Genomic DNA, 23,892 nt, shown 5'->3' on the forward strand with positions numbered 1-23,892 from the left:
GCCTCAGTCGAGGGTGAAGTAGTCGGGGCCGGCGTAGCGCCCGGTGGACATCTTCTGGCGCTGCATCAGCAGGTCGTTCAGCAGGCTGGACGCGCCGAGCCGGAACCGGTCCGGGGTGAGCCAGTCGTCGCCGGCCGTCTCGTTGACCAGCACCAGGTTCTTGATGGCGTCCTTGGTGGTGCGGATGCCGCCGGCCGGCTTGACGCCGACCACCCGCCCGGTCGCCGCGCGGAAGTCGCGGACCGCCTCCAGCATCACCAGGGTGACCGGCAGGGTGGCCGCCGGGGCGACCTTGCCGGTGGAGGTCTTGATGAAGTCGGCGCCGGCCAGCATGGCGAGCCAGGAGGCCCGGCGCACGTTGTCGTAGGTGGCGAGCTCGCCGGTCTCCAGGATGACCTTCAGGTGGGCGTCGCGGCCGTCGCCGGCGCAGGCGGCCTTGATCGCCACGATCTCGTCGTACACCTTGCGGTAGTCGCCGGCCAGGAAGGCACCGCGGTCGATCACCATGTCGATCTCGTCGGCGCCGGCCGCCACCGCCAGGGCCGTGTCGGCCACCTTGACCTCCAGCGAGGAGCGGCCGCTCGGGAAGGCGGTCGCTACGCTGGCCACCCGGACGCCCGAGCCGCGCAGCGCGGCCACCGCGCCGGCGACCAGGTCGGGGTAGACGCAGACCGCGGCCACCTTGGGCACCGAGGGGTCGGCGGGGTCGGGGCGGACGGCCTTGGCGCACATCGCGCGCACCTTGCCGGGGGTGTCCGCCCCCTCCAGCGTGGTCAGGTCGACCATGGAGATGGCCAGGTCGATGGCCTGGGCCTTGGCGGTCGTCTTGATCGATCGGGTGCCGAGCATCGCGGCGCGCTGGTCGGCGCCCACCCGGTCGACGCCGGGCAGGCCGTGCAGGAACGCGCGCAGCGCCGCGTCCGATGACGCGATCTCCGCGAGCGAGGTCGTCAGTGTTGACACCTCCCCAGCATCGCCGACCAGCCGGATTGTGCCAAACCAGGCCATCCCCTAAGGCCCGGTAAGGCCGCCGGCCGCCGCGCGGGCGGCGCCTAAGGCCCTACGCGGCGGGACTTAGGCATGTCCGGGGCCACGGACCGGGCGGGGATAGGGCATCCGCCCGATGTGGCGGGGGGCGCCTTACCGCGAATCTAGAGATGTCAGAAAAGAGATGCGAAACAAGGAGACACCCACCATGGGACCCGAGATCCACTACCAGCTCATCGCCAACCGGGTGGCCGAACTGCGCGCCGAGGCCGCCGAGCACCGTCGCGTCCGCGAGGCGCTGGCCGGGCGGGCGGGCAAGTCCCGCGGCTCCGAGCGGCGCTCCCGCGCGGTCTTCGGCAAGCTGCGCACCTCGTGACGCGCCGGTCCCCGTCTCGTGGCGAGCCCCGCCGCGAGACCCGCGAGAAACCCGTCCCCACGATGCCCGGCCGGAACCTCCCTCCCGGCCGGGCCTCCCAGCCGCCCTGAACGGCGCGGGGGCTCGCGGGTACCGTCCGGCGGAGGCGGCCGGACGGCACCCGTGCCCGCGACGCCCGTTCGCTCAGCTGAGCGAATAAACAGTACTGACGGCTGCACAGGACATGACATGCTGGCGGACATGGTCGGTCGGATGGTGAGTCCCGTATTCGTGGGACGCGAAGCCGAGCTGGGCACACTCTCCGAGGCGTTCGAGCAGGCGCGCAAGCAGGCGGCGTCGGCCGTCCTGGTGGGCGGCGAGGCCGGCGGCGGCAAGACCCGCCTGGTCAGCCGGTTCGCCGAGGACGCCGCGGCGGCCGGCGCGCACGTGCTGCTCGGCGGATGCGTCGAGCTGTCCGCCGAAGGCCTCGCCTACGCGCCCTTCACCGCACTGCTGCGGCAGCTGGTGAAGGAGATGGGCGCCGCCGAGGTGGCCGCCCTGCTGCCCGACGGCGCCGCGCGCGACCTGGCCCGGCTGCTGCCGGAGTTCGGCGAGCCCAGCGGCGACCGCGAGACCGAGACCGGCCGGGCGCGGCTGTTCGAGCAGTTCCTCACCCTGATCGAGCGCCTCGCCGAACGCCGGGCGATCGTCCTGATCATCGAGGACATCCACTGGGCCGACCGGTCCAGCCGCGACCTGATCGCCTTCCTCAGCCGCAACCTGCGGACCGCGCCGGTCCTGATGATCCTCACCTACCGGTCCGACGAGCTGCACCGCCAGCACCCGCTGCGCCCGGTGCTCGCCGAGCTGGGCCGGGTGGAGGGGGTCGTCCGGCTGGAGGTGCCCCGCCTCATCCGGGGCGAGGTCGCCGACCAGATCGCCGGCATCATCGGGCAGACCCCCAAATACTCCCTGGTCGAGAGCGTCTTCCACCGCAGCGCGGGCATCCCGCTGTTCGTCGAGGCGCTGGTCGAGCACGACTGCGACAACTGCGGCGTGCCCGAGTCCCTGCACGACCTGATCATCGGCTCGGTGGAGCGGCTGCCCGAGGAGACCCAGCGCGTGCTGCGCATCGCGGCGGCCGGCGGCAACCGGGTCGGCCACCGGCTGCTGGCCGCGGTCACCGACCTGTCCGACGTCGACCTGGAGAGCGCGCTGCGGCCCGCCATCGCCGGCAACGTCATCCAGGTCGCCGACGGGCGCGCCTACGTCTTCCGGCACGCGCTGATCCGCGAGGCCGTGCACGAGGAGATGCTGCCCGGCGAGCACAACCGGGTGCACGCCCGGTTCGCCGAGGAGATCGACCGCGACCGCACGCTGGTGCCGCCCGGCCGGGCCGCCATCGAGATCGCCCACCACTGGTATTCGGCGCGCGACAACCTGTGGGCCCTCATCGCCGCCTGGGAGGCCGCCGGCAAGGCGGCCAACGCCTTCGCCTACACCGAGCAGATCCAGCTGCTGGAGCGGGTGCTGTCGCTGTGGGACCGGGTGCCGGACGCCGCGACGCGCATCGGCGTCGACCACACCACCGTGCTGGAGCTGGCGTCAGAGGCCGCCCTGATCAGCGGGGAGACCGAGCGCGGGCTGAAATTCGTCAAGGGGGCGCTGGCCGAGCTGGACGAGGGCGCCGAGCCCGAGCGGGTCGCCCGGCTGCTGGTCCGCCGCTCCCAGCTCAACAGCGACAAGGGCCGGCGAAACTCCATCGAGGACCTGCGCTACGCCGAGCGGCTGGTGCCGCGGCCCACCGAGGCCCGGGTGCACGTCCTCACCCGGCTCAGCTCGGTGCTGATGTTCAGCAACGAGACCGTGGAGGGCACCGCGCTCACCCAGGAGGCGCTGGAGATCTCCCGCGATCTCGGCGACGAGTGCCTGGAGGGCGAGCTGCTGATCAACCTGGCGCTCGGCCAGTCGCTGGCCGGCGACCTGGAAGGGGCGTACCGCACCAACGAGCAGGCGATGGAGATCGGCCGGCGGCTCGGCTCGGGCCGCATCACGCTGCGCGCCCTGGCCAACAGCGTGGACGCCCTGAACAACCTCGGCCGCTCGGAGGAGGCCGTGCAGCGGGCGCTGGAGGGCGAGGCGATCGCCCGGAAGATCGGCCGCTACCGCAACTCCGGCGCGTTCCTGGCCAACAACCGGGCCGAGGCGCTGGAGTCGATCGGCCGCTGGGACGAGGCGGTGGACGCCATCGACCACGCCCTGGCCATGGACCCGATCCCGCGGATCCGCCAGCACCTGCGCCGGGTCCGCGGCGACATCGCCGCCGGGCGCGGCGAGACCGACCAGCTGGAGCGCATCCTCGGTGAGGTCGGCACCACCGGCCGCGAGCCGCTGTCCTACGCCCAGGAGTGGATGGCGAACCTCCGGCTGCTGCTGGAGCTGCACCTGCTGCGCGGCGAGCACGCCGAGGCGCTGCGCACCGCCGAGGAGCTGCTGCCCACCTCCGGGAACATGCACTCCAGCAAGGCGATGCTCGGCTGGCGGGCCATGGCCCGCATCCGGGCCGCCTGCGACGCGGCCGAGGCCTCCTGTCCCGACCTGGCCGCGGCGGTGCTGGCCAAGGCCGAGGCGCGCGCCGATCACATGACGCTGGACGGCCCGGTCTCGGTGGCCTACCGGCTGGCCTTCACCGGCGACTTCGACGCGGCGGCGGCCGCCTGGGCGACGCTGGGCCGCCCTCCGCAGCAGGCGACCACGCTCACCCAGGCCGCGGCCGCCGCCGCGCGGGCCGGCGACCGGGACGGCGCCGCGACGCGGCTGCGCGAGGCGTATCCGATCGCCTGCTCGCTGGGCGCCCGGCCGCTGGTCACCGCGATCGAGTCGCTCGCCCGGCGCGCCGGGATCTCCCTGGTCGAGGGCGCGAGCCCGGCCGACGCGTCGCGCACCACCGAGCTGACGCCCCGCGAGCTGGAGGTGCTCCGCCTGGTCGCGCTCGGCCGCTCCAACCGCGAGATCGCCGGCGAGCTGTTCATCTCCGCCAAGACCGTCAGCGTGCACGTCTCCAACATCCTGGCCAAGCTCGGCACCGCCACCCGGGGCGAGGCCGCCGCGGCGGCGCACCGGCTGTCCCTGCTGGTCTGAGCGCCGGTTCCCGCCGGACCGGGCCGGCGGCCGCCGGAACGCGGTCCCGGGGCGGCCCGCACGCCGCCGAGCGGGCCCGGACCAGGCGATCCCGGCCATCGGATAGGGTGGATGCACCGAAGGGGAGTAGTCCCAATCGCGTGGTCGACACACTGGCGTCAAGCCCGGTCACGCGAGCCCACCCGGGCGGACGAGACCTTCGGCCTGGCAGCCGCACGCGTGTGCGAACCTCCGCTGCCGGGCCGGAGGAGTCGCGCCCGAGATCCCCGCGGGGGCCCGCTTCCGGTCCGGTGGCCCGACCGACGAAGGGCCCCCTCCTCCCGTGGAAGCCTTCCTGATCAGTCTCGGCGTCGTCTTCGTGGCCGAACTGGGCGACAAGAGCCAACTCATGGCGATGACGTTCGCCACCCGGTTCCGGCCCTGGCCGGTGCTGGCCGGCATCACCATCGCCACCACCGTGGTGCACCTGTTCAGCGTCGCCGTCGGCGGGCTCATCGGCGACGCGCTGCCGACGACCGCCATCTCCATCGCGGCCGGCGTGGCGTTCCTCGCCTTCGCGGGGTGGACGCTGCGCGGCGACACGCTGACCGACGCCGAGTCGGCCAAGGCCCGCAACACCACCCGCAGCGCGCTGATCGCGGTGAGCGTGGCGTTCTTCCTGGCCGAGCTGGGCGACAAGACGATGCTCGCCACCATCACGCTGGCCACCCAGCACGGCTGGCTCGGCACCTGGATCGGCTCCACGGTCGGCATGGTGGCCGCGGACGCGCTGGCCATCGCCGTCGGCCGGATGCTCGGCCGCAGGCTGCCGGACAAGGTGATCCGCTATGGCGCGGCCGCCGCCTTCGCGATCTTCGGGGTGCTGTTGCTGCTGGAGCCGCTGCGCTGAGCCGGCCGCCCGGGTCAGAGCCCGGCGCCGACCAGCACCGGCTCGTTGACCAGCGTGACGCCGAACTTGGCGCGCACGCCGTCCCGGACCTCCCGGGCCAGCGCGAGCAGGTCGGCCGTGGTGGCCGGCGCCTCGCCGGCCGGCCCCGGGAGGCCGTCCCCCGGCAGGCCGTCACTCTGCGGACCGGCGCCGGCGAGCGCCTCCGGGTCGGTGGCCGGGCCGGTCACGCCCAGCCCGCCCGGGTTGGTCAGCGCGAGCGTGTGCTTGGTGGAGATGCGCGCCGGGCCGCGGCGGTACCCCTTGGCGAACCCCGCGTGCTCGATCAGCCAGGCCGCCGGCACCTTCACCGCGCCGTCCGGCATCGGCCAGCGCGGGAACCCGGGCGCCCGGAGCTCCAGCTCCGCCGCCTCCGCCGCGGTGAGGATCGGGTTGGTGAAGAACGAGCCCGCGCTGCAGGTGTCGGGGTCGGCCGCGTCCAGCACCATTCCCTTGCCGCGGCGCAGCCGCAGCACGGCCGCGCGCGCGTCGCGCAGCGGCACCCGTTCGCCCGCCCGCACGCCCAGCCGGGTGGCCAGCTCCTGGTAGGCGATCGGCCCGGACTCGGCCGACCTGGCCAGCCGGTAGGTGACCGACAGCACCACATGCCGTCCCGGGTCGGCCTTGAACGCGCTGTGCCGGTAGGCGAAGCCGCACCGCTCGGCGGGCAGGTCGAGCAGCTCGCCGGTCGCCCGGTCGTACACGCGCACCGCGGCCACGGTCTGCGCGACCTCCTGGCCGTAGGCGCCGACGTTCTGGATCGGGGTGGAGCCCACCGACCCGGGGATGCCCGACAGGCACTCCACGCCGGACCAGCCCTCGGCCACCGTGCGCGCCACCAGCGCGTCCCAGTCCTCGCCGGCCTGCGCGGTGACCGTCACCCGGTCGCCGTCCTGGCGGACCTCGACGCCGCGCGAGGCGACCCGGACCACCAGCCCGTCGAATCCCGCGTCCGCGACGACCAGGTTGCTGCCGCCGCCGAGCAGCAGCACCGGCTCGCCGGCCCGGTCGGCCGCCGCGACCAGCTCCACCAGCTCCGCCGCCGAATCCGCCGCGGCGAAGGCGCGCGCGGGCCCGCCCAGCCGCAACGTGGTGTACGGGGCGATCCGCACCCCTGCCAGCCGGTCAGCCATGCACCATCCCCACATCGCCCCAGATCGCCCGACGTCATCCGACGGCACGCCACGCAAGGTGGCCGGACGCCGCCCGACGGCGCGGGCCGGCGCGCGGGGCTCCCGCGGCGCCGGCCCTCAGCCTAGTGCGCACCGCCGGTGGCCGGTCTCACCCGCCGTCGGCCGAGCGCAGCAGGTCCAGCACCCGGTCGTAGGTGCGGCGCGACTCGCGGTCGCGGTAGCCGGGGTCGGCGTCGTGGTAGGCGCGGTGCCGCTCCTGGTGGACCGGCAGCTCCGCGTCGGGGACGACGGCCCGGCCGGGCAGCCGCAGCGAGAACTCCAGGTCGGCGTTGCGGTAGTACCGGGCCTTCTCCGGGAACCCGCCGGCGGCCAGGGCCTGGTCGCGGCGGACCGCCAGCAGGTAGCCGAGCAGCCCGCGCACCTGGCCGGGGCCGGCGTCGTGCCAGTCGTGCCCGCTCTCGTCGGGGTCGACGCCCTTCCAGCCCGCGGCGGACACCCCGTCGCCGAGCGAGTCCACCAGCGGGGTGATCGCGTCACCGTCCAGCACGGTCGAGGTCTCCATGACGACGTGCACGTCCCCGCCGTCCAGCGCGAGCAGCTTGTTGCGGCTCGCGCCCCAGCCGGCCGCGCCGCCCTGCCAGTGCGGGGTCTCGGCGACGTGCCAGGCCTGGACGCGCTCGGGGTGCCGCTCGGCGAATTCGTGCAGGACCCGCCCGGCGCCGTCCACGTCGCCGAGGTCCAACGCGATGATCTTCGCGTCGGTGTGCGTGACCAGCGCCTCCAGGCACCTGCCCACCTCGTCCGGCGCGCCGTCCACCAGCAGAGCCACCGTGACCTGCCGCGCCGGCCGCTCCGGGCGCTCCTCGGTGGTCGCGGCGGCGCTGATCGCCTCGTCCAGCCGGGACGCGGCGAGCGAGGAGTCCCACAGCACCTGGGAGGCCACCGCGCTGTCGCTGCCGGTCTCCGCCTCGCCGGTCCGGGCCGCCGCGTCGGTGCCGGCCGGCGTCCGCGTGCCCTCGGCCGCCCCGGGCGAGCCGGGCGCGCCGCCGGTCGCGGACGCCGTCCCGCCGCGCCCGGCCACCGGGTGCGGCCGGCCGCCCTCCGGCTGCCCGCGCTCCTCGGTCGACTCGGCGCCGCCGGCCTCATGATCGCGTTCAACGCCGGGGCGGCCCTCCGGCCCCAGCCGGTCGGCCCGCGCGAGGCCGTCCACGCTCCGCCCCTGACCGGCGGCCGGCGGCCCGGTCCGCGCCTGCGGTGCCTCGGGTGCCTCGCTCGCCGCCGGCCCGGACGGTTCGGGGATCGCCGCGACCGTCGGCCACACCTTGAACGGCGGCCGGGAGGTCAGCTCGTACCCCTCGGCGGCGTCGTGCACCAGCCAACCGGCGTCCTCGATCTCCTGCCGCAGGACGTCCGCGGTCGCGAAGTCACCCTCGGCCCTGGCCTTCGCCCGCTGCTCGGCGAGCCCGTGTACGTGATTCGGTGGCTCTGTCACGATCGCCGCCCTACCCACACCGGCCCGAAGCATTCCCGCTCCACCAGCGGGGCGACGCACAGCCGGGCACAGGCCCGGGGCACAGGCGGGCGAGCGGGTGCGGGCGGACGAGGAGGGACGAGGAGGGACGCGGTCAGCCGAGGAGGGCAGGGACGGGCAAGGACCGGCGCGGTCAGGCGAGCCGGACGGTGGCGCGCGCCCGGGACAGCACCCGCGAGTCGCCGGAGCGGGCGGTCAGCGCCAGCACGACCAGGTTCTCGTCCCGCTTCTCCTCCACGACGCCGCTCACGGTGATCACCGCGCCGGCGTCGTTGTCCGGGACGACGACCATGGACGAGAAGCGCACGCCGTAGTCCACCAGCGCGCCCGGGTCGCCCGTCCAGTCGGTGACGAACCGGCCGGCCTGCGCCATGGTGAACATGCCGTGCGCGATCACGTCCGGCAGGCCGACCGCCTTGGCGTACCGCTCGTTCCAGTGGATCGGGTTGAAGTCGCCCGAGGCGCCGGCGTACATCACCAGGTCGACCCGGTGCACGGGGTAGTCGACGGCCGGGATGTCCTGGCCCACCTCGACCTCGTCGTACTTCACGGTCGCGGTCATCGGTTACGCCGCCCCTCCGCGCTCGATGAGAGTGTTGTAGGTCGTGCAGACCGGCTCGCCGGCGACGGTGGTCACCTCGCTGGTGACGGTGAGCAGCTCGTTGCGGCCGACGCTGCGGATGTCGCTGATGGTCGAGACGCACAGCAGCTCGTCGCCGGCACGCACGGGCCGGGTGTAGTGGAAACGCTGCTCGCCGTGCACCACCATCGAGAAGTCCAGCCCGAGCTCGGGGTCGGCCAGCGCCGCGCCGGCGCCGGCGAGGCTGAAGACGATGGGGAAGGTGGGCGGCGCGATGACGTCGGGGTGGCCGGCCGCCCGCGCCGCCTCGGGGTCGCGGTAGATCGGGTTCTGGTCGCCGATGGCGGCCGCGAACTCCTTGATCTTGACGCGCGACACCTCGTAGGGGGTGGCCGCCGGGAACGTCCGCCCGACGAAATCACGGTTCAGAGCCATCGTGCCGGTGCCCTTTCGCAACGCGGAGCTGTGCGCCCGACGGTAACAGAGCGGCCGCCGGACGCGGGCACCGCCGAGCGCGCCCGCGCCGCCCGGGCGCATCGCCCCTCGCGGTCGTGGCACGACATCGCGGCCGGCGGCTGCGCCGCCCGCGGGCATCGCCGGTCCGGGCATCCGGGAAAGCCGGGCACACGTCAAACCGGTGCCCTCGGTCGAGGACACCGGTCGCACGGTCACCATCGTGGCGGTGCGGAACGCACCGGCTCCCCCACCGAGCCGGCCGGCGGCCATCGCAGGCGGTCACACCACCGGCGAGACCCGCCCGCGACGCGCCACGAGGCCATTCGCCCCCTGGGCCGTCCGCCGGGAACACCCCGCGGCCCGGCCCTGGCCCGCCCGGTCAGGGCGGTACCGATGCCTGGGTCAGCGGGTCTCGCGGTGCGCGCGGTGCGTCTTGCAGTTGGGGCAGTACTTCTTCAGCTCCAGGCGGTCCGGGTCGTTGCGCCGGTTCTTCCGCGTGATGTAGTTGCGGTGCTTGCACTCCTGGCAGGCCAGCGTGATCTTCGGCCTAACGTCGGTGGCAGCCACGTGGGAGTGCCTTTCTACGTTCGGGACACATGGACAACCCGCGCCGGGTCACCTCTTCGCAGAGGGACCTGGCATGGGTAGTAGCGGAGGCCGGACTTGAACCGGCGACACAGCGATTATGAGCCGCTTGCTCTGCCTGACTGAGCTACTCCGCCTCAGGGCCGTCGAAATCGACCGGCCTCGCAAGGATACCCGACCTGTACGACGATCGCGCACGCGCGGTCCTTCGACCGATCGGGACGAGATACTTCAAGTATGCCTGATCCCCGGCCCCCCGCACTTCCCCTTATTTCCGGCGGACAAGCGCACCGTCGGGCACCCACTCAAGCGAAAAGCCCTGCCCGGAGAACCGAGAGGGCGTTTGCGCTGCGAGCCCCTTTACGGAATCGAACCGTAGACCTTCTCCTTACCATGGAGACGCTCTGCCGACTGAGCTAAAGGGGCCTACCCGGCCGGGCTCCCGGTGCTCCGGGCCGCCCTGCGGACAGGTGTAACCATACACGGACCCCGCGACCTACGCGAATCAAACGTCCACCGGGCGCGCGCCCGCCGGACGCGCGGCAGGCCCGTGCCCGGCGCCGGTCAGCGGGCCATCGGATGCCGGAGTCGCGGGCGGCCGCCGACCGGCAGGGTGACCACCTCGCACAGGTCGGCGAGGTCCACGAAACACCGCACCTCGTCGACGCTCCGGCAGTCGGCGACGATCTCACCGTGCCGCCGGAGCCGGAGCACCTGGCGCCCGCCGAGGACGGCCCCGGTGATCTCGTAGCCGTCCGGCCCCACCCAGCGCGTCTCCATAAGCGGACACACTATGCCTGATCACCACGAACATCGCGGATAACTTACGGCGCGTCGGTAACAATCGCCGCCGGCGACCCGGCAGCCGCACGTCATCGCTGGTCGGAGTCGCGCTCCGGGTCCATCAGGGCGTTCAACCTGGCGAGCATGCCGGCCAGCAGCCGGACGTCGTCCTGCGGCCAGGTGCCGAGCAGGCCGTCGAAGCGCCGGCGGCGGGCCGTGCGCGCCCGGTCCAGCCGCCGCCGCCCCTCGCCGGTGAGGCTCAGCAGGTGCGCCCGCCCGTCGGCCGGGTCCGGCTCCCGCTCGACCAGGCCGAGCCCTTCCAGTCCCTTGACCTGCCGGCTCATCGTCGCCTTGCCCACCCCGAAGTAGGCGGCCAGGTCGCTCGGCCGGGCGGGTGCGACCTCCGCTACGCGTACCAGGATGCCGTACGCCCCCGGCTCCAGCTCCGGATGGACCGCGCGGCCCACCTCCGCCGACAGGGCGCGGGAGCGGCGCAGCAGCACGCCGAGCTGGTGTTCCAGCATCCGGATGGCCTCGCCGTCCGCGGCGTCCGGTTCGCCGGTCGCCGCCGGATGGCCGGGCGCGACCAGAGTGCCGCCCGCCGGCCGCGCAGCCTTGCCTCGCACCACTCGCTCCCTCGTCGCCGGTCCGATCCCCAGTCTGTCAGGGACGGCCGTCATGGCGCACATGCCGCCCGCCGCCGTGGGCGTGGTGGCCGTCGCGGCCCGGCGGCCGTCCACCCGGATGCGCGTGCCGGCCGCCGCCCTCGGCGTGCCGCCCGCCGCCGCCCGAGCCGGTGGCGTGCCCGTCCGCGTGCCGCGGGGCGGCGCGGCCGGCCCCGTCGGCGGCGCGCGTCGCGGCGCCATCGGCCACCGCGACGGGTGCCGCGACGGGTGCCGCGACCGGCGCGGCGTCCGGGCCTTCGCCGTCACCCCGCTCCTCGGCGGCCCGCACCTGTTCGGCGGTGCGCAGCGGGATCTCCTTGATGAACAGCACCGCGACCAGCGCCAGCAGCAGGCATGGCGCCGCGTACAGGAAGATGTCGCCGACGCCGTGACCGTAGGCGTCCTGCACCACCGCGCGCACCGGCGCGGGCAGGTCGGCCAGCCGAGGCAGCGCGCCGTCCTCCAGCCCGGTGCGTACACCCAGCCGGCCGAGGCCCTGGGCGAGGTAGTCCGTCACCCGGTGCCCCAGCAGCGCGCCGAGGGCCGCCACGCCGATCGCGCCGCCGAGCGTGCGGAAGAACGCGACGACCGAGCTGGCCGCGCCGAGCTGGTCGGTGGGCACCTGGTTCTGCACCGACAGCACGAGGTTCTGCATGCTCATGCCGAGGCCGGTGCCGATCGCGAACATGTAGACCGCGATCACCCAGTAGTTCGTGTCGTACCGCAGGGTGCCCATCAGCCCGAATCCGGCGGTGAGCAGGGTCGCCCCGGTGACCAGGAAGACCTTCCAGCGCCCGGTGCGGGTGATGATCTGCCCGGCGATGGTGGACGACAGCGCGAGGCCGAGGATCATCGGCAGCGTCATGATGCCCGCCATGGTCGGCGACTCGCCGCGGGCGAGCTGGAAGTACTGGCTCAGGAAGGTGGTCGCGCCGAACATGCCGATGCCGACGAACAGGCTGGCCAGCACCGCGAGGCTGATGGCGGCCCGCCGGAACAGCCGCAGCGGCACGATCGGCTCGGCGGCCCTGGACTCCACCAGCACGAACAGCAGGGCGAGCACGAGCGAGCCGCCGACCATCGCGCCGGTCTGCCAGGACAGCCAGCCGTAGGACCGGCCGGCGAACGAGACCCAGACCAGCAGCAGCGAGACCGCGGCGGTGATCAGGAAGGCGCCGGCCCAGTCGATCCGCACCTCGCGCCGGCGCAGCGGCAGGTGCAGGGTCTTCTGCAGCACCACGAAGGCGAGCAGCGCGAACGGCACGCCGACGTAGAAGCACCACCGCCAGCCGAGCCAGGAGGTGTCGACGATGACGCCGCCGATCAGCGGCCCGGCGATCGTCGCCAGGGCGAAGACGGCGCCGATGTAGCCGGAGTAGCGGCCGCGCTCGCGGGGGGCGATGATCGCCGCCATGATCACCTGGACCAGCGCGGTGAGGCCGCCGGCGCCCAGCCCTTGCACGACGCGGGCGGCGATGAGCAGGCCGGGAGTCTGCGCCAGGCCGGCGAGCGCCGACCCGATCACGAAGATCACCAGGCCGATCTGGACCAGCATCTTCTTGCTCACCAGGTCGGCGAGCTTGCCCCAGATGGGAGTGGAGACCGTGGTGGCCAGCAGGGTGGACGTGATCACCCACGTATAGGTGGTCTCGTCGGCGTGCAGGTCGGCGATGATCGTGGGCAGGGCGTTCGCGACGACGGTCGAGGACAGCATCGCCACGAACAGGCCGAGCAGCAGTCCCGACAGCGCCTCCAGGATCTCGCGGTGCGTCATGGGCGCCGCGGCCTGGGCCGCGGGCGGCCCGGCCGGTACTGCGGTTGTCATCGAAGTCCTTTCACGGGAGGGAGGGGACGGGCGGCGCGGGGGGCGCGGGGGCGCGGGGGGCGCGGGGGGCATGGTCGCCGGGCGCCCGGCCGGCGTCGAAGCTGGTGCGGAGGCGGGCGAGCAGCCGGCCGAGGGTGGCGATCTCCTCGTCGGTCCAGTCGTCCAGCATCGCGGCCAGCCGGGCACCGAGCCGGTCGGTCGACTCGCGCATGACCTGGCGTCCCTGCGGGGTGAGCCGCAGGTAGGACGAGCGGCCGTCGCGGGGGTTGGGCATGCGCTCGACCCAGCCGCGCACGACCAGCTCGGTGACGTGCCTGCTGATCACGGACTGGTCGACGTCGAGGATCTCGGCCAGCTCGCCGACCCGCAGATCGCCCCGGCGGTCCAGCGCGGCGAGCAGCGTGACGCCGGAGCGCGGGCAGCCGGGCGGCAGCTCACGCCGCATCGCCTTGATGACCGCGCCGGCCTCCCCCAGCCGGACCAGCAACTCGGCGCCGACGGCGTCGGATGCCATGGCTCCTCCATCTGGTTGCTTAGGGCAAGCATATATGTGCTTGCCCTAAGCAACTATGGGGGTCCGAGTATTCCCCCGGATGGGACCGCGGACTTGACAGCGACCAATACGGTCGTACATATTTATCGCCATGGCGCGACCGTCGAAGAAAGAGCACATCCTCCGCGAAGGCCTGGAGGTCGTGCGCCGCAAGGGCTTCACCGCCGCGGGAGTCCGTGACATCACCGCCGCGGCGGGCGTCCCCCAGGGCTCGTTCACCAACCACTTCACCTCCAAGGAGGCGTTCGGCCTGGAGATCCTGGACCGCTACTTCGCCGACGTCCGGGACCTCATCGCGGCGACCCTGCGAGCTCCGGACCTGCCTCCGCTGCGGCGGCTGGCCGCCTATTTCGACGCCGTCACCGCCCGGCTGGCCGAGCGCGGCTGGCACCACGGGTGCCTGGTGGGCAACATGAGCCTGGAGTCGGCCGAGCACAGCGAGGCCATCCGGGCGCGGCTCGCGGCCATCTTCGCCGAATGGCGCGAGCCGTTCGCCGAGTGCCTGGCGCAGGCGCGCGAGCGCGGCGAGCTCGCGGACGGCGCCGCGCCGGACGACCTCGCCGACTTCCTGCTCTCCTCCTGGCAGGGGGCGATCCTGCGCATGAAGGTCGAGCGCGACCCCGCGCCGCTCGAGCGCTTCACCCGGGTCGTCTTCACCGGCGTCCTGCGCCCCCCGCCCCGCTGAGCCGCCCGCCGTGCCCCGCTCGGCCCTCGACGTCCAGGCGTCCCGCGGCTCCGTCCGTAGCCCGCCGTCCCGCTGACCGCCGTCCCGCTGACCACATTCCCCTGAGCACCGTCCCCGCGATCCCGCGAATGGAGAAGCCCATGACCCAGCCCGTCCGGCACGACATCCCGCACGCCGACCCCCACCCGCGGCGCCGGACCAGCGTGCTCGGCACCGAGATCAGCCACGTGGACGTGGGGGAAGGCCCGCCGATCGTCTTCCTGCACGGCAACCCGACCTCCTCCTACCTGTGGCGGAACATCATTCCCGCGGTCGCCGACCTCGGCCGCTGCCTGGCACCTGACCTGGCCGGCATGGGGCGGTCCGGACCGTCCGGCACCGGCGGCCACCGATTCGCCGACCACGCGCGCCACCTGGACGCCTGGTTCGAGGCCATGGGACTGCGGGAGGACGTCACCCTGGTGCTGCACGACTGGGGGTCGGCACTCGGGTTCCACTGGGCGGCCCGGCACCCCGGCCGGATAAGGGCCCTCGCCTACATGGAGGCGATCGTGCAACCGCGGCTCTGGTCGGACTTCCCCGAGGGACGCGACGCGCTGTTCCGCGCCATGCGCTCCGAGCACGGCGAGCAACTGGTGCTGGAGCAGAACTTCTTCGTGGAGACGGTGCTGCCGAAGAGCGTGCTGCGCGCGCTCGGCCCGGAGGAGATGGCCGCCTACCGGGCGCCGTTCCCCACCCCGGAGTCCCGGCTGCCCACCCTGGTGTTCCCTCGCGAACTGCCCATCGACGGGACCCCCGAGGACGTGGCGGAGGTCGTGCGCGAGTACGGCCGATGGCTGGAGCGCAGTCCCGTCCCCAAGCTCTTCATCGCCGCGGAACCCGGCGCGCTGCTGGTCGGCCGGGCGGCCGAGTACGCGCGGACCTGGCCTAACCAGCGGGAGGTGACCGTGAAGGGCAGCCACTACCTGCAGGAGGACTCCCCCGCCGAGATCGGTGCCGCCCTGCGGGAGTTCCTCCTCTCGCTGTAAGCCGACGCTCGTCGCGAGTGCTGCGGATCGTCCTCACCCGGGACACCTCATCGAATTGGAGTCTTGTCGGATCGTTGAACGAAATCTACCGTGAGGGTACGCCCGTGGCTCGCGGGCGTACCCGCATCGGTAGGAGAAGCTCATGCGCTTACGTCTCGTCACCGTCGTGGCCGCCGCCGTCACGGGACTGATCACGCTGTTCGGGTTCTTCGGCGGGCTGGAGAGCACCGACGGCGGCGAGGTGGGGGTGGTCCGCGACGGCGGCCTGTTCGACGACAACCGGATCCGCCAGGTGATCGACCCGGGCTCCGGCCTCACCTGGGTGGGCTGGTGGTCCGACGTGCACCGCTACCCGGCCCAACAGCGGTTCTACACCATCACCGCGGACGCCAAGCGCAGCACCAACCTCGGCGTCGACGTGGTCACGGTGCCCAGCAGTGACGGTGTCAACATGGGGATCGAGGGCACGCTCTACTTCACCCTCAACCTCGACCACGACACGCTGAAGAAGTTCGACGACAGGTTCGGCACCCGTCGCTTCCGCGGCCAGGACGACGAGATGCGCCACGCCTGGGACGGCGAGGAAGGCTGGTCGTCCTTCTTCGGCCAGGCCGTCCGGCCGGTCGTGGACAACGCGCTGCGCAGCCAGATCGGCGCCTTCCGTTGTGCCGAACTCGTCTCGACCTGCGCGTTCGTGGAGAGCGGCGCCGACCAGAAGAAGATCGAGTTCGTGCCCCGGGACAACAACTCGGTGCTGGCCAAGGTGCAGAACGCGGTGAACACCACGCTCGGCGCCGACCTGCGGCAGATGCTCGGCGCGGGCTTCTTCACCGATCTGCGCTTCAACCTGGTGCGGGTCACGCTGCCGGCCGAGGTGCAGGCGGCGGTCAACCGCACCCAGGCCGCGTTCGCCGCGGTGGCCGAGAACCGGGCGGCGGTGGCCCAGGCCGAGGCGCAGGCGGCCGCGAACAAGGCGCGGCAGGACGGCTACGACCGCTGCCCGGCCTGCGCCGAGATCGACAAGCTCAAGGCGCTCCCGCAGGGGATCACCGTGTACGCGCCCGGCTACGCCGGCGGGCTGACCCTGCCCACCAAATGATCGCGATCACACCATGGGGACCCGGTAGCGGATGCCGATCCCGCGGGAGAGGAAGGCCGTCCTGGCGGATCGATGGCCGCATCCCCGGCCACGGCAGGGTGCTATACGGCATTTGATAGGGGATCCCCCGATTACTCCGATCGGTCGCGGACGGATGGTTGCCGGGAAGGCCCCCCGGCGACCGGCCGGGCGCCGAACCGAACGACCGGAGGACAACGGATGCGGTTCGCATCACCCGGCACGCGGCGCGCCGGCGCGCGGACGACGATGGTCGGCCTGCTGGTGCTCGGCGGCTTATCCGCGCTGCCACCACTCGCGGCGCAGGCCGATCCGGCGCCCACCGCCGGCGGCCGCCCGGACGTGGTGGCGGAGACCACTCCCCCCGCCGACGGTGCCCTCATCACCCCGGAGCAGGCGCTGGAGCGCGACGCGGCGGCCGCCGCCAAGCTGGCCCACGTCTCGATTCCGGAGGCCAGGCGCCGGCTGCTCGTCCAGCAGAAGGTCTCGAACTTCGTGGACTCGCTCCCCGAGGACGTCCGGGCCAGGACGTACGCCGGCGGCCGGCTCGACTTCACCGCGAGCACCCCGGCCACCCTCTACTTCAAGGGCCAGGTCCCCGAGGCTGTCCAGGCCCGCGCGATCCCCGAGGCCAAGCTGGCCGGAGGCATGAAGTACTCCTTCGAGGAGATGGCCGACCGGCAGAACGCGATGCACGCGGCCGTCAACGACCTCGGCTTCAGCCAGGTCCAGTCGACGTTCGACCTGACGACGCAGCGCGTCGAACTCGACGTCGTCCAGCGGCCGGACCGGCCGGACCTGCGCGGTCAGCAGTTGCGGGACAAGCTGACCGCCCGGATGGCCGCGAACCGCTCCGCGGCCGCCACCCCCGCGTTCACTATCAAGGAACACCCCGCCGGGACCGTTCTGGCCGCACCGAGCACCGGATACGGCGGGTCGAGCATGCGCAGCAGCGGTGTCTTCCAGTGCACCTCGGCGTTCGTGGTCCGGCGCACCAGCGACCAGGCGGAGGGGGTGCTCACCGCCGCGCACTGCGAGGGCATCAACCAGATGGACGAGAACAACTCCCTCGGCGGTGTCGTCAGCACCTTCACGGCGCCGTTCGTCAGCGAGCACATCGGCGTCAACGGCGACATCGAATGGCACACCACCACCGGCCACGACGACGTTCCCCAGTTCTGGGACACCGTCGCCACCCGGCGTGCCGTGACGTCCCGGATCAGCAGCTCCGGCTATCTGGACGGGGCCTATGTCTGCCACTACGGGCGGACGAGCGGGACCAGCTGTGGCTCGATCAACAACACCAACGCCACCATCAACTTCCCCTGGGCCGGCTGCGGCGGATGCACCAAGACCGCCTACAACATGGTGGGCGTCAGCGGCGCGGTCAGCATCGGGGGTGACAGCGGCGGGCCCTGGTACGTACTGAACCAGGCCCTCGGCATCCATCACGGGTTCAACCCGGTGAACCTGGACCAGTTCTTCAGCCGGATCCAGCGGGCCGAGAACCAGTTCGGCGTGACGGTGCAGTTCTAGGACGTGCCACCGCCACCGTGACCGGAGAGCCTGCCCTCCGGTCACCTCCCTGCCGCTCCGCCGGATGAGCGGGGCGTCCGGCGGAGCGCCCGCCCCTTCCCGGGCGCTCCGCCCGGGCGTCATGCGGTGCGGTCGGCGTCCGGCGCCCAGGGGACCGGGCCGCCGGGCGCCGCCCGCGCGCCCAGCGCGGCCAGCTCGCTCCGGTTGCGTACGCCGAGCTTGCGGTAGACGCGGGTGAGATTGGCCTCGACGGTCTTGGTGCTGATGAACATCCGGCCGGCCACCTCCCGGTTGGTCAGGCCCGCGGCGACCAGCCGGTGGATCTCCTGCTCCGTGGGCGTCAGCCCGGGGCCCTCCACCCGGCGCTGCCCGCACCTGCGCAGCTCGGCGGCGGCCTGCGCGGACCACAGCGGCGCGCCCAGCTCGTCGAAGATCAGGCCGGCCCGGGTGAGCACGTCCCGCGCCGCGACCTTCCGCTTCCCCGCCCGCAGGATCTTGCCGTACACCAGCAGGGCCCGGCCGCGCTCCAAGGGCATCGGCAGGGCGGCGCAGGCGTCCAGGGACCGCCGCGCCGCCTCCTCCGCGCGGTCCAAGTCTCCCTCGGCCCGGGCGACCACGGCCGCGGCGCGGGCCAGCACGGCCAGCAACCAGGGGCGGGGCGCGACGCCGGCCCGGTCCTCCAGCCGGGCGAGCAGCGTGTGCGCCTGTGCCAGCCGGCCGATCGCAGCCGCCGCCTCGATCTGGTCGCCATGGAACATGTACCGCGCCGGCTCCTTGAGCTCCATGGCCTCGACCAGCGCGGCGGCCCGGGCGAGGTGGTGGCCGGCCCGCTCGGGATCCCCGGCGGACAGGGCGGCGAACCCGAGAACCTGCCGCAGCAGGGCCGCCACATAGGGGTCGCCGGAATCCCGGGCCTGCCGCAGCGCGCGCCGGGCGGTGGCCTCGGCCTCGGCGACCCGGCCAAGGTGCGCGTCGACCAGGGCCAGGGCGTACCGGCCGAACCCCAGCCAGCGCCGCTGGCCGGTCAGTTCCATCACCTCGATGGACCGCCGCGCCTCCTCGTGGGCCCGGGACCAGTCCCCCAGCCAGCAGTCGATCTCGGCCAGGTGCATCAGCGCGTGCCCCACCGCGGGCTCGTCCCCCCATTCGGTGGCCAGACCGAGCTCGACCGCGAAGCGCCGGCGCGCCTCGGCCGGGTCCATGCACTTGGCCCACGCCCCGAGCGCCTGCCGGCTCCACGTCTCCGCCCAGTGCCGCGACGGCCGGGCCGGCAGCAGGCGGCCGGCGCGCTCCAGATCCGGCCCGGCGACGCCCAGGCCGTTGGTGAGCCGGTACATCGCCCGCACGGCCAGCGCGCACGACAGCAACGCCGGCTCCGGGCCCGCCTCCGGCCGGTCCAGCACCCGCACGGCGGCCTCGGCCGCGGCGAGTTGCCCGGCCGCGTCATGCGTGCTGAACCACGCCTGGCGCAGGTAAAGCTCCGCCCGCAGGGCCGGATCACCGCCCGCCCCGGCGAGCGCCCGCCGGCACAGCTCGGCGGCCTCGACCGTCCCGCCCTCGTAGAACACCACCTCGGCCAGGGCCAGGGACGCCCGGGACCACAACGGGTCCGCCGGCCGGCCCGCCACCACCGCGGCCAGCAGGCCGCGGGCGCCGGCGGCGTCACCCGCGGCGAACAGGCAGCGCGCCGCGGCGATCGTCCGCCGGTGCGCGCCGTCGATGTCGTCCGGCGGGGTACGGGCCGCCGCCAGGCGCCACAGCCCCGAGGCGGCCGCCGGGCTCCCGCGGTGCCAGGCATCGGCGGCGCCCCGCTCCAGCAGGGCGGCCACCTCCTCGTCCGGGCCTTCGCCGCACAGCGCCAGGTGCCGGGCCTGCTGCTCCACGTCCCCGACCACCTCGGCCAGCCGCCGGCGCACCCGCTGGTGGCGCTCGGCCGAGGTCACCGCGCATACGGCCGAGGCCAGCAGCGGGTGGGTGAAGCCGATCCGGCCCTGCCGGACCTCGATGATCCCCGACTCCTCGGCCTCGGTCAGCGGGGACAGCCGGCCGTCGGGCACCTCCAGCGCCGCCCGCACCGTCGCGACCGTCGGATGGGCCAGCAGGGCGACGTGCAGCAGCGCGTCGATGACGGGTTCACCCAGCGCGCGCACCCGCCGGCCCATCAACTCCGCGACAGACGCCGGAACGGGCAGCGGCTCGCCGGGGCCGGGGAAGGCGCCGGCGAGCCGCAGCGACCGGACGATCTCCAGGGCGTAAAGCGGGTTGCCGGCCGAGTCCTGCCGCAGGCGGCGCAGCGCCGGCATGGCCAGTTCCTGCCCGGTGTGCCGTAACAGGATCCGGCGCAGCGTCCCCAGGCCGAGCGGCCCCAGCCGCACCACGGTGACGCGCCCGGCGGGCAGCGCCTGAGCCGGTCCGGGCGGCACGGTGGCCGGCGGCTCCACCCGGGCCGCCAGCAGCAGGCCCACCGGTTCGCCCGCCAGCCGGCGCGCCAGGTAGGTGATCACCTGCGCGCTGGCCTCGTCCAGCCATTGCACGTCGTCGACCGCCAGCAGCACCGGACGCTTCCCGGCCAGGGCCCGGACCGCCGACAGCGCGGCCGCGCCGAGGGTACGCGGGGCCGGCGGCGGCCCGCCGGTCTCCGCCCTGCGTAACAGCGCCACCTCAAGGGCCTGCGCCTGCGGCACCGGCAGCGCCGCACCCACCTCCTCCAGGACGCCGTGGAACAGGTCGCCCAGCCCGCTGAGCGTGAGCGCGGTCTCGGCCTCCGCGGGACGGCAGGACAGCACGCGGTGGCCGAGGTCGGCGGCCCGGGCGACGCCGTGGTTCCACACCGTGGTCTTGCCGATGCCCGCGCCACCGGCCAGGACGAAGCCGGCCGCGCCATCGGCCGACGAGGTGAGGAAGCGTTCCAGGGCGGCCAGCTCGCGACCGCGCCCGTCGACCTCGGGATGACCCGTCATCGCGCCCCTGCGGATGCCCGGGCCGGCACCGGTGCCGCCTCCGGATCGTCAGGACCGGGCCCGCCGGCGCGTGAACACCCGGAGCCGGGAAAAGGAATCGCGCCGGCGACCGGCGAGCAGATTTCCATCCGCCCTCGCGTCAAGGTCCCCCCGATATCGATGAAACGCCGAACCGGAAATACGGACAGGAATGTCCGGACGTTTTCGAAGATCCAGACGGCCGCGAGAACCAGGTGGGCCGGCACGCATATTCACACCTTAACTTCCGCCAGGTGCGGACACCATGGCCGGAAGGCGGGCGCTGCCCTCTAATCATCCGACCCGCCCCCGGGATCGGTAAGCGGCGCGGCGATCGGTTCCATCGGTGAAAGAAATCGGGACGGCAGGCTCGGCAACGGCGGTAAGAATACGCCTCGATGACGGCGGGCGGCCGGGAAGGCCGGCCGCCCGGGCACCACCGGGCACCATCCGGGCACCTCGACCTCCGGCGGGTGGCCGCCATCCGGGCCGTCCCGGCCCCGGCCGTGAGCGCCATCCGGGCCGCCGGGTCCCTGGCCGGTGACGCCGATCCCGTACCGCCGCCCTGCCGCCGGTAGCCATGCCCGCCGTCGCCGCACCGACCCAGCCGACCCTGGCCGGAATTCAGGTCCAGGTACCGCCGGAAGCCGTGGATTCCACGGCCGGACGGCCACGATGCCGGGGATCACCGCTTCCACCTGCTCCGCGCCACTGGCTAGCCTGAGGCGATGGAGATCGGAGTCAACGTCCCGAACTTCGGACCTGGCACGAATCCGCAGATGCTGCGGGACTGGGCACGGACCGTGGAGGACCTCGGATACGACCTGCTGATGCTCTCGGACCACGTCGTGATCACGCCCGACGTCGCCGAGCAGTATCCGGCGCCGTTCTACGAACCGTTCACCACCCTGTCCTGGCTGGCCGGGATCACCACCCGGGTCCGGCTCGGCACGACGGTGCTCATCGTCCCCTACCGCCACCCGCTGCTCACCGCCCGGATGGCCGCCAACCTGGACCGGCTCAGCGGCGGGCGGCTCGTCCTCGGCGTCGGCGTCGGCTGGGCCCGCCAGGAGTTCGAGGCGCTCGGCGTGCCGTTCCGGGAGCGCGGCCGGCTCACCGACGACCACCTGCGCGCCATGCGCGCCGCCTGGGCGGACACCGGCGACTACGGCACCGGGCACATCCCGCTGTGGATCGGCGGCAACAGCGACGCCGGGCTGCGCCGCGCGGTACGGCTCGGCGACGCCTGGCATCCGCTGCGCTTCACCATGCCCTGGCTGCGCGGGGCGATCGAACGGCTGGCCGCCATCGCCGAGCAGGAGCACCGCCCGCCGCCCGCGCTGGTGCCGCGGATCGCGCTGCGGCTCACCGCCCAACCCCTCACCGGTGACGACCGGCCGGCCGGCGAGGGCACCATCGACCAGGTCATGGAGGACATCGAGGGGCTGCGGCGCCTCGGCGCCGGCACGGTCGTCCTCGACCCGTTCGGCACCGACCCGGACGAGACCCTCCGCCCGCAGCCGGCCTGGGACGCGCTCGCCACCGTGGCCGCGCACCGGCCCGCGCCGGAGGCCGGCGCGGCACACCCGCTTCCGTAAGAACCCGCCGAGCATTCGTGCGGAGACCACCGAAAGGACGACGATGACCCCCGACGACGAAAGACTGCTCCGCCAGGCGATCGGGCTCGCCGCCACCGCCCGGGCCGCCGGCGAACCGCCCTTCGGCTCGCTGCTGACCGGTCCGGACGGCGAGGTGCTGGCCGAGGAGCACAACACCTCGATCGGCGACCGCGACATCACCGCGCACCCGGAACTGAAGCTGGCCCGGTGGGCCGCCCGCGAGCTCGCTCCGGAGGTGGCCGCGGCCACCACCATGTACACCAGCTGCCAGCCGTGCGGCATGTGCGCCGGCGCCATCGAGCGCTCCGGCCTCGGCCGCGTCGTCTACGCCCTGTCCACCGAGCAGCTCACCCCGCTGAAGCCGCCGGTGACCGCTCCGCCGGTCCGTCTGGACGGGCCGGCCCTGCCGGACGAGGCCCGCGCCGTCGTCGAGGGCTACTACATGTGACCCGGTCGCGGCCGGGTGGGCGAGACTGTCGGTCCCCTTCCTTATCGTGACCCGCGACGGTGACCGCGACCCGACCTGTCGCGCCGGCGGCCCGTGGAACCGGAACCAGCTCACGAATCGAGGCGGACCTTGAGCACAACGACCTCCCTGGACGGCACGATCATCGACTACGACCGCTACGGTGACGGGCCGGCGGTCATCTTCATCGGCGGCGCCACGCAGTACCGCGGCGTCGACCAGAACACCGGACGGGCGGCGCGGGCCCTGGCGGCCGAAGGCTTCACGACCGTCGACTACGACCGGCGCGGCCGCGGCCGGTCCGGCGACACCGAGCCATGGGCCCTGGCGCGGGAGGTCGAGGACGTGGCCGCCCTGATCAAGGCGGTCGGCGGCACCGCCACGCTGTACAGCAGCTCGTCCGGCGCCACGGTCGCGCTGGCCGCCGCGGACGCCGGCGTCGGCGTCACCGCCCTGGCGCTGTACGAGCCGCCGCTGTTCGCCGGCGCCGACCACGCCGGGCACCTGGCCGAGCTGCGGTCCCTGCTGGCCGGCGGCCGGGACGACGCGGCGATGCGCTACAACCTCACCCAGGTCATCGGCCTGCCGCCCGAGGCGGTGGACGGGATGGCCCAGGCACCCGGCTGGGCGGACCTGGTGGCGGTATCCCCGACGCTGATCTACGACCTCGCGTCCGTCCACGAGATCAACATCGACCCCGACTGGGCCGGCCGCTGGTCCTCGATCACCGTGCCGGCGATCGTCTACTCGGGCGACCAGACGTTCCCCGGCATGCCCGAGGCCGCGGACGCGGTCGCGGCGGCGCTGCCGAACGCGACCCGCCGGGTGCTGGCCGGCCAGACCCACGGCCCCACCCCCGAGGCCATCGTCGCGGCCCTGGTGGACTTCCTCAGCTGAGCCAGCTCCGCGCCATATTGCTTTGCGCGCTCCGCGCGCGGGTCCGG

At 73.8% G+C, this 23,892-nt stretch carries 21 protein-coding genes and 2 tRNA genes; 10 read left to right on the plus strand and 13 right to left on the minus strand.

Annotated features, from left to right (window positions below; all coding sequences use genetic code 11):
- Positions 1-3: 3 nt before the first annotated feature.
- The gene (gene deoC / locus Sru01_RS25460; RefSeq protein WP_239137730.1) at positions 4-954 is read right to left on the minus strand and encodes a deoxyribose-phosphate aldolase; all 951 of its coding nucleotides are present in this window, start codon (positions 952-954) and stop codon (positions 4-6) included.
- 241 nt (positions 955-1,195) lie between these two features.
- On the opposite strand from deoC, the gene Sru01_RS25465 reads away from it, so the two are divergent.
- The 3 genes from Sru01_RS25465 to Sru01_RS25475 all read left to right on the plus strand — a co-directional run bounded on the left by Sru01_RS25465 (position 1,196) and on the right by Sru01_RS25475 (position 5,372).
- A complete protein-coding gene (locus Sru01_RS25465; RefSeq protein ID WP_203990458.1) occupies positions 1,196-1,363 on the plus strand; it encodes a hypothetical protein in 168 nt (55 codons plus the stop codon).
- Positions 1,364-1,615: 252 nt separating this feature from the next.
- Positions 1,616-4,483: a helix-turn-helix transcriptional regulator gene (locus tag Sru01_RS36345; RefSeq protein WP_275412211.1), complete on the plus strand. Its 2,868-nt coding sequence runs from the start codon at positions 1,616-1,618 to the stop codon at positions 4,481-4,483.
- 322 nt (positions 4,484-4,805) lie between these two features.
- Positions 4,806-5,372, plus strand: a complete 567-nt coding sequence (locus tag Sru01_RS25475; protein WP_203990462.1) for a TMEM165/GDT1 family protein — start codon at positions 4,806-4,808, stop codon at positions 5,370-5,372.
- Positions 5,373-5,386: 14 nt separating this feature from the next.
- Here Sru01_RS25475 and Sru01_RS25480 read toward each other — a convergent pair whose 3' ends face one another.
- The 11 genes from Sru01_RS25480 to Sru01_RS25530 all read right to left on the minus strand — a co-directional run bounded on the left by Sru01_RS25480 (position 5,387) and on the right by Sru01_RS25530 (position 13,480).
- Positions 5,387-6,541: a UDP-N-acetylmuramate dehydrogenase gene (locus Sru01_RS25480; protein WP_203990464.1), complete on the minus strand. Its 1,155-nt coding sequence runs from the start codon at positions 6,539-6,541 to the stop codon at positions 5,387-5,389.
- Positions 6,542-6,689: 148 nt separating this feature from the next.
- Positions 6,690-8,033, minus strand: a complete 1,344-nt coding sequence (locus Sru01_RS25485; protein WP_203990466.1) for a glycosyltransferase family A protein — start codon at positions 8,031-8,033, stop codon at positions 6,690-6,692.
- Between the two features lie 172 nt (positions 8,034-8,205).
- The gene (locus Sru01_RS25490) at positions 8,206-8,634 is read right to left on the minus strand and encodes a MaoC family dehydratase (protein WP_203990468.1); all 429 of its coding nucleotides are present in this window, start codon (positions 8,632-8,634) and stop codon (positions 8,206-8,208) included.
- A 3-nt stretch (positions 8,635-8,637) separates the two neighbouring features.
- Complete coding sequence (locus tag Sru01_RS25495; protein ID WP_203990470.1) at positions 8,638-9,087, minus strand: MaoC family dehydratase N-terminal domain-containing protein; 450 nt, start codon at positions 9,085-9,087, stop codon at positions 8,638-8,640.
- 423 nt (positions 9,088-9,510) lie between these two features.
- Positions 9,511-9,675, minus strand: coding sequence for a 50S ribosomal protein L33 (gene rpmG / locus Sru01_RS25500; protein ID WP_036325591.1), 165 nt, complete (start codon positions 9,673-9,675; stop codon positions 9,511-9,513).
- Positions 9,676-9,756: 81 nt separating this feature from the next.
- Positions 9,757-9,830: transfer RNA gene (locus Sru01_RS25505), tRNA-Met, on the minus strand.
- A 216-nt stretch (positions 9,831-10,046) separates the two neighbouring features.
- Positions 10,047-10,119, minus strand: a tRNA-Thr gene (locus tag Sru01_RS25510).
- Between the two features lie 138 nt (positions 10,120-10,257).
- Positions 10,258-10,473, minus strand: coding sequence for a transposase (locus tag Sru01_RS25515; RefSeq protein WP_203990472.1), 216 nt, complete (start codon positions 10,471-10,473; stop codon positions 10,258-10,260).
- Between the two features lie 92 nt (positions 10,474-10,565).
- Entirely contained in the window at positions 10,566-11,102 is a 537-nt protein-coding gene (locus Sru01_RS25520; protein WP_203990473.1) for a MarR family winged helix-turn-helix transcriptional regulator, read from the minus strand.
- A gap of 37 nt (positions 11,103-11,139) precedes the next feature.
- On the minus strand, positions 11,140-12,966 hold the full coding sequence (locus tag Sru01_RS25525; protein WP_203990474.1) for an MDR family MFS transporter: 1,827 nt from the start codon (positions 12,964-12,966) through the stop codon (positions 11,140-11,142).
- A 10-nt stretch (positions 12,967-12,976) separates the two neighbouring features.
- Complete coding sequence (locus Sru01_RS25530) at positions 12,977-13,480, minus strand: MarR family winged helix-turn-helix transcriptional regulator (RefSeq protein ID WP_203990475.1); 504 nt, start codon at positions 13,478-13,480, stop codon at positions 12,977-12,979.
- A gap of 130 nt (positions 13,481-13,610) precedes the next feature.
- Here Sru01_RS25530 and Sru01_RS25535 point away from each other — a divergent pair, with 130 nt between their 5' ends.
- From Sru01_RS25535 to Sru01_RS25550, 4 genes are all read left to right on the plus strand, one after another.
- Positions 13,611-14,204 (plus strand): TetR/AcrR family transcriptional regulator, encoded by a 594-nt coding sequence (locus Sru01_RS25535; protein ID WP_203990476.1) that lies wholly within the window; start codon positions 13,611-13,613, stop codon positions 14,202-14,204.
- Positions 14,205-14,344: 140 nt separating this feature from the next.
- The gene (locus Sru01_RS25540; protein ID WP_203990477.1) at positions 14,345-15,232 is read left to right on the plus strand and encodes a haloalkane dehalogenase; all 888 of its coding nucleotides are present in this window, start codon (positions 14,345-14,347) and stop codon (positions 15,230-15,232) included.
- 142 nt (positions 15,233-15,374) lie between these two features.
- The gene (locus tag Sru01_RS25545) at positions 15,375-16,331 is read left to right on the plus strand and encodes an SPFH domain-containing protein (protein WP_203990479.1); all 957 of its coding nucleotides are present in this window, start codon (positions 15,375-15,377) and stop codon (positions 16,329-16,331) included.
- 219 nt (positions 16,332-16,550) lie between these two features.
- On the plus strand, positions 16,551-17,885 hold the full coding sequence (locus Sru01_RS25550; protein ID WP_203990481.1) for a S1 family peptidase: 1,335 nt from the start codon (positions 16,551-16,553) through the stop codon (positions 17,883-17,885).
- A gap of 119 nt (positions 17,886-18,004) precedes the next feature.
- Here Sru01_RS25550 and Sru01_RS36350 read toward each other — a convergent pair whose 3' ends face one another.
- Positions 18,005-20,845: a helix-turn-helix transcriptional regulator gene (locus tag Sru01_RS36350; protein WP_203990482.1), complete on the minus strand. Its 2,841-nt coding sequence runs from the start codon at positions 20,843-20,845 to the stop codon at positions 18,005-18,007.
- 746 nt (positions 20,846-21,591) lie between these two features.
- On the opposite strand from Sru01_RS36350, the gene Sru01_RS25560 reads away from it, so the two are divergent.
- The 3 genes from Sru01_RS25560 (at position 21,592) to Sru01_RS25570 (ending at position 23,845) form a co-directional block, all read left to right on the plus strand.
- Complete coding sequence (locus tag Sru01_RS25560; RefSeq protein WP_203990483.1) at positions 21,592-22,461, plus strand: LLM class flavin-dependent oxidoreductase; 870 nt, start codon at positions 21,592-21,594, stop codon at positions 22,459-22,461.
- Between the two features lie 43 nt (positions 22,462-22,504).
- The gene (locus Sru01_RS25565) at positions 22,505-22,930 is read left to right on the plus strand and encodes a nucleoside deaminase (RefSeq protein ID WP_203990484.1); all 426 of its coding nucleotides are present in this window, start codon (positions 22,505-22,507) and stop codon (positions 22,928-22,930) included.
- 129 nt (positions 22,931-23,059) lie between these two features.
- Positions 23,060-23,845: an alpha/beta fold hydrolase gene (locus Sru01_RS25570; RefSeq protein ID WP_203990485.1), complete on the plus strand. Its 786-nt coding sequence runs from the start codon at positions 23,060-23,062 to the stop codon at positions 23,843-23,845.
- The last annotated feature ends 47 nt before the right edge of the window (positions 23,846-23,892 follow it).

The sequence above is a fragment of the Sphaerisporangium rufum genome, from assembly GCF_016863395.1.
Lineage (GTDB): Bacteria > Actinomycetota > Actinomycetes > Streptosporangiales > Streptosporangiaceae > Sphaerisporangium > Sphaerisporangium rufum.

What these genes read in the sequence shown, in the direction of transcription:
- Sru01_RS25535 (WP_203990476.1), top strand. Translation starts at nt 13,611, where the DNA reads ATGGCGCGACCGTCGAAGAAAGAGCACATCCTCCGCGAAGGCCTGGAG.
- Sru01_RS25560 (WP_203990483.1), top strand. Translation starts at nt 21,592, where the DNA reads ATGGAGATCGGAGTCAACGTCCCGAACTTCGGACCTGGCACGAATCCG.
- Sru01_RS25540 (WP_203990477.1), top strand. Translation starts at nt 14,345, where the DNA reads ATGACCCAGCCCGTCCGGCACGACATCCCGCACGCCGACCCCCACCCG.
- Sru01_RS25465 (WP_203990458.1), top strand. Translation starts at nt 1,196, where the DNA reads ATGGGACCCGAGATCCACTACCAGCTCATCGCCAACCGGGTGGCCGAA.
- Sru01_RS25495 (WP_203990470.1), bottom strand. Translation starts at nt 9,087, where the DNA reads ATGGCTCTGAACCGTGATTTCGTCGGGCGGACGTTCCCGGCGGCCACC.
- Sru01_RS25490 (WP_203990468.1), bottom strand. Translation starts at nt 8,634, where the DNA reads ATGACCGCGACCGTGAAGTACGACGAGGTCGAGGTGGGCCAGGACATC.
- Sru01_RS25530 (WP_203990475.1), bottom strand. Translation starts at nt 13,480, where the DNA reads ATGGCATCCGACGCCGTCGGCGCCGAGTTGCTGGTCCGGCTGGGGGAG.
- Sru01_RS25550 (WP_203990481.1), top strand. Translation starts at nt 16,551, where the DNA reads ATGCGGTTCGCATCACCCGGCACGCGGCGCGCCGGCGCGCGGACGACG.
- Sru01_RS36350 (WP_203990482.1), bottom strand. Translation starts at nt 20,845, where the DNA reads ATGACGGGTCATCCCGAGGTCGACGGGCGCGGTCGCGAGCTGGCCGCC.
- Sru01_RS25480 (WP_203990464.1), bottom strand. Translation starts at nt 6,541, where the DNA reads ATGGCTGACCGGCTGGCAGGGGTGCGGATCGCCCCGTACACCACGTTG.
- Sru01_RS36345 (WP_275412211.1), top strand. Translation starts at nt 1,616, where the DNA reads ATGGTGAGTCCCGTATTCGTGGGACGCGAAGCCGAGCTGGGCACACTC.
- Sru01_RS25565 (WP_203990484.1), top strand. Translation starts at nt 22,505, where the DNA reads ATGACCCCCGACGACGAAAGACTGCTCCGCCAGGCGATCGGGCTCGCC.
- Sru01_RS25525 (WP_203990474.1), bottom strand. Translation starts at nt 12,966, where the DNA reads ATGACAACCGCAGTACCGGCCGGGCCGCCCGCGGCCCAGGCCGCGGCG.
- Sru01_RS25545 (WP_203990479.1), top strand. Translation starts at nt 15,375, where the DNA reads ATGCGCTTACGTCTCGTCACCGTCGTGGCCGCCGCCGTCACGGGACTG.
- Sru01_RS25515 (WP_203990472.1), bottom strand. Translation starts at nt 10,473, where the DNA reads ATGGAGACGCGCTGGGTGGGGCCGGACGGCTACGAGATCACCGGGGCC.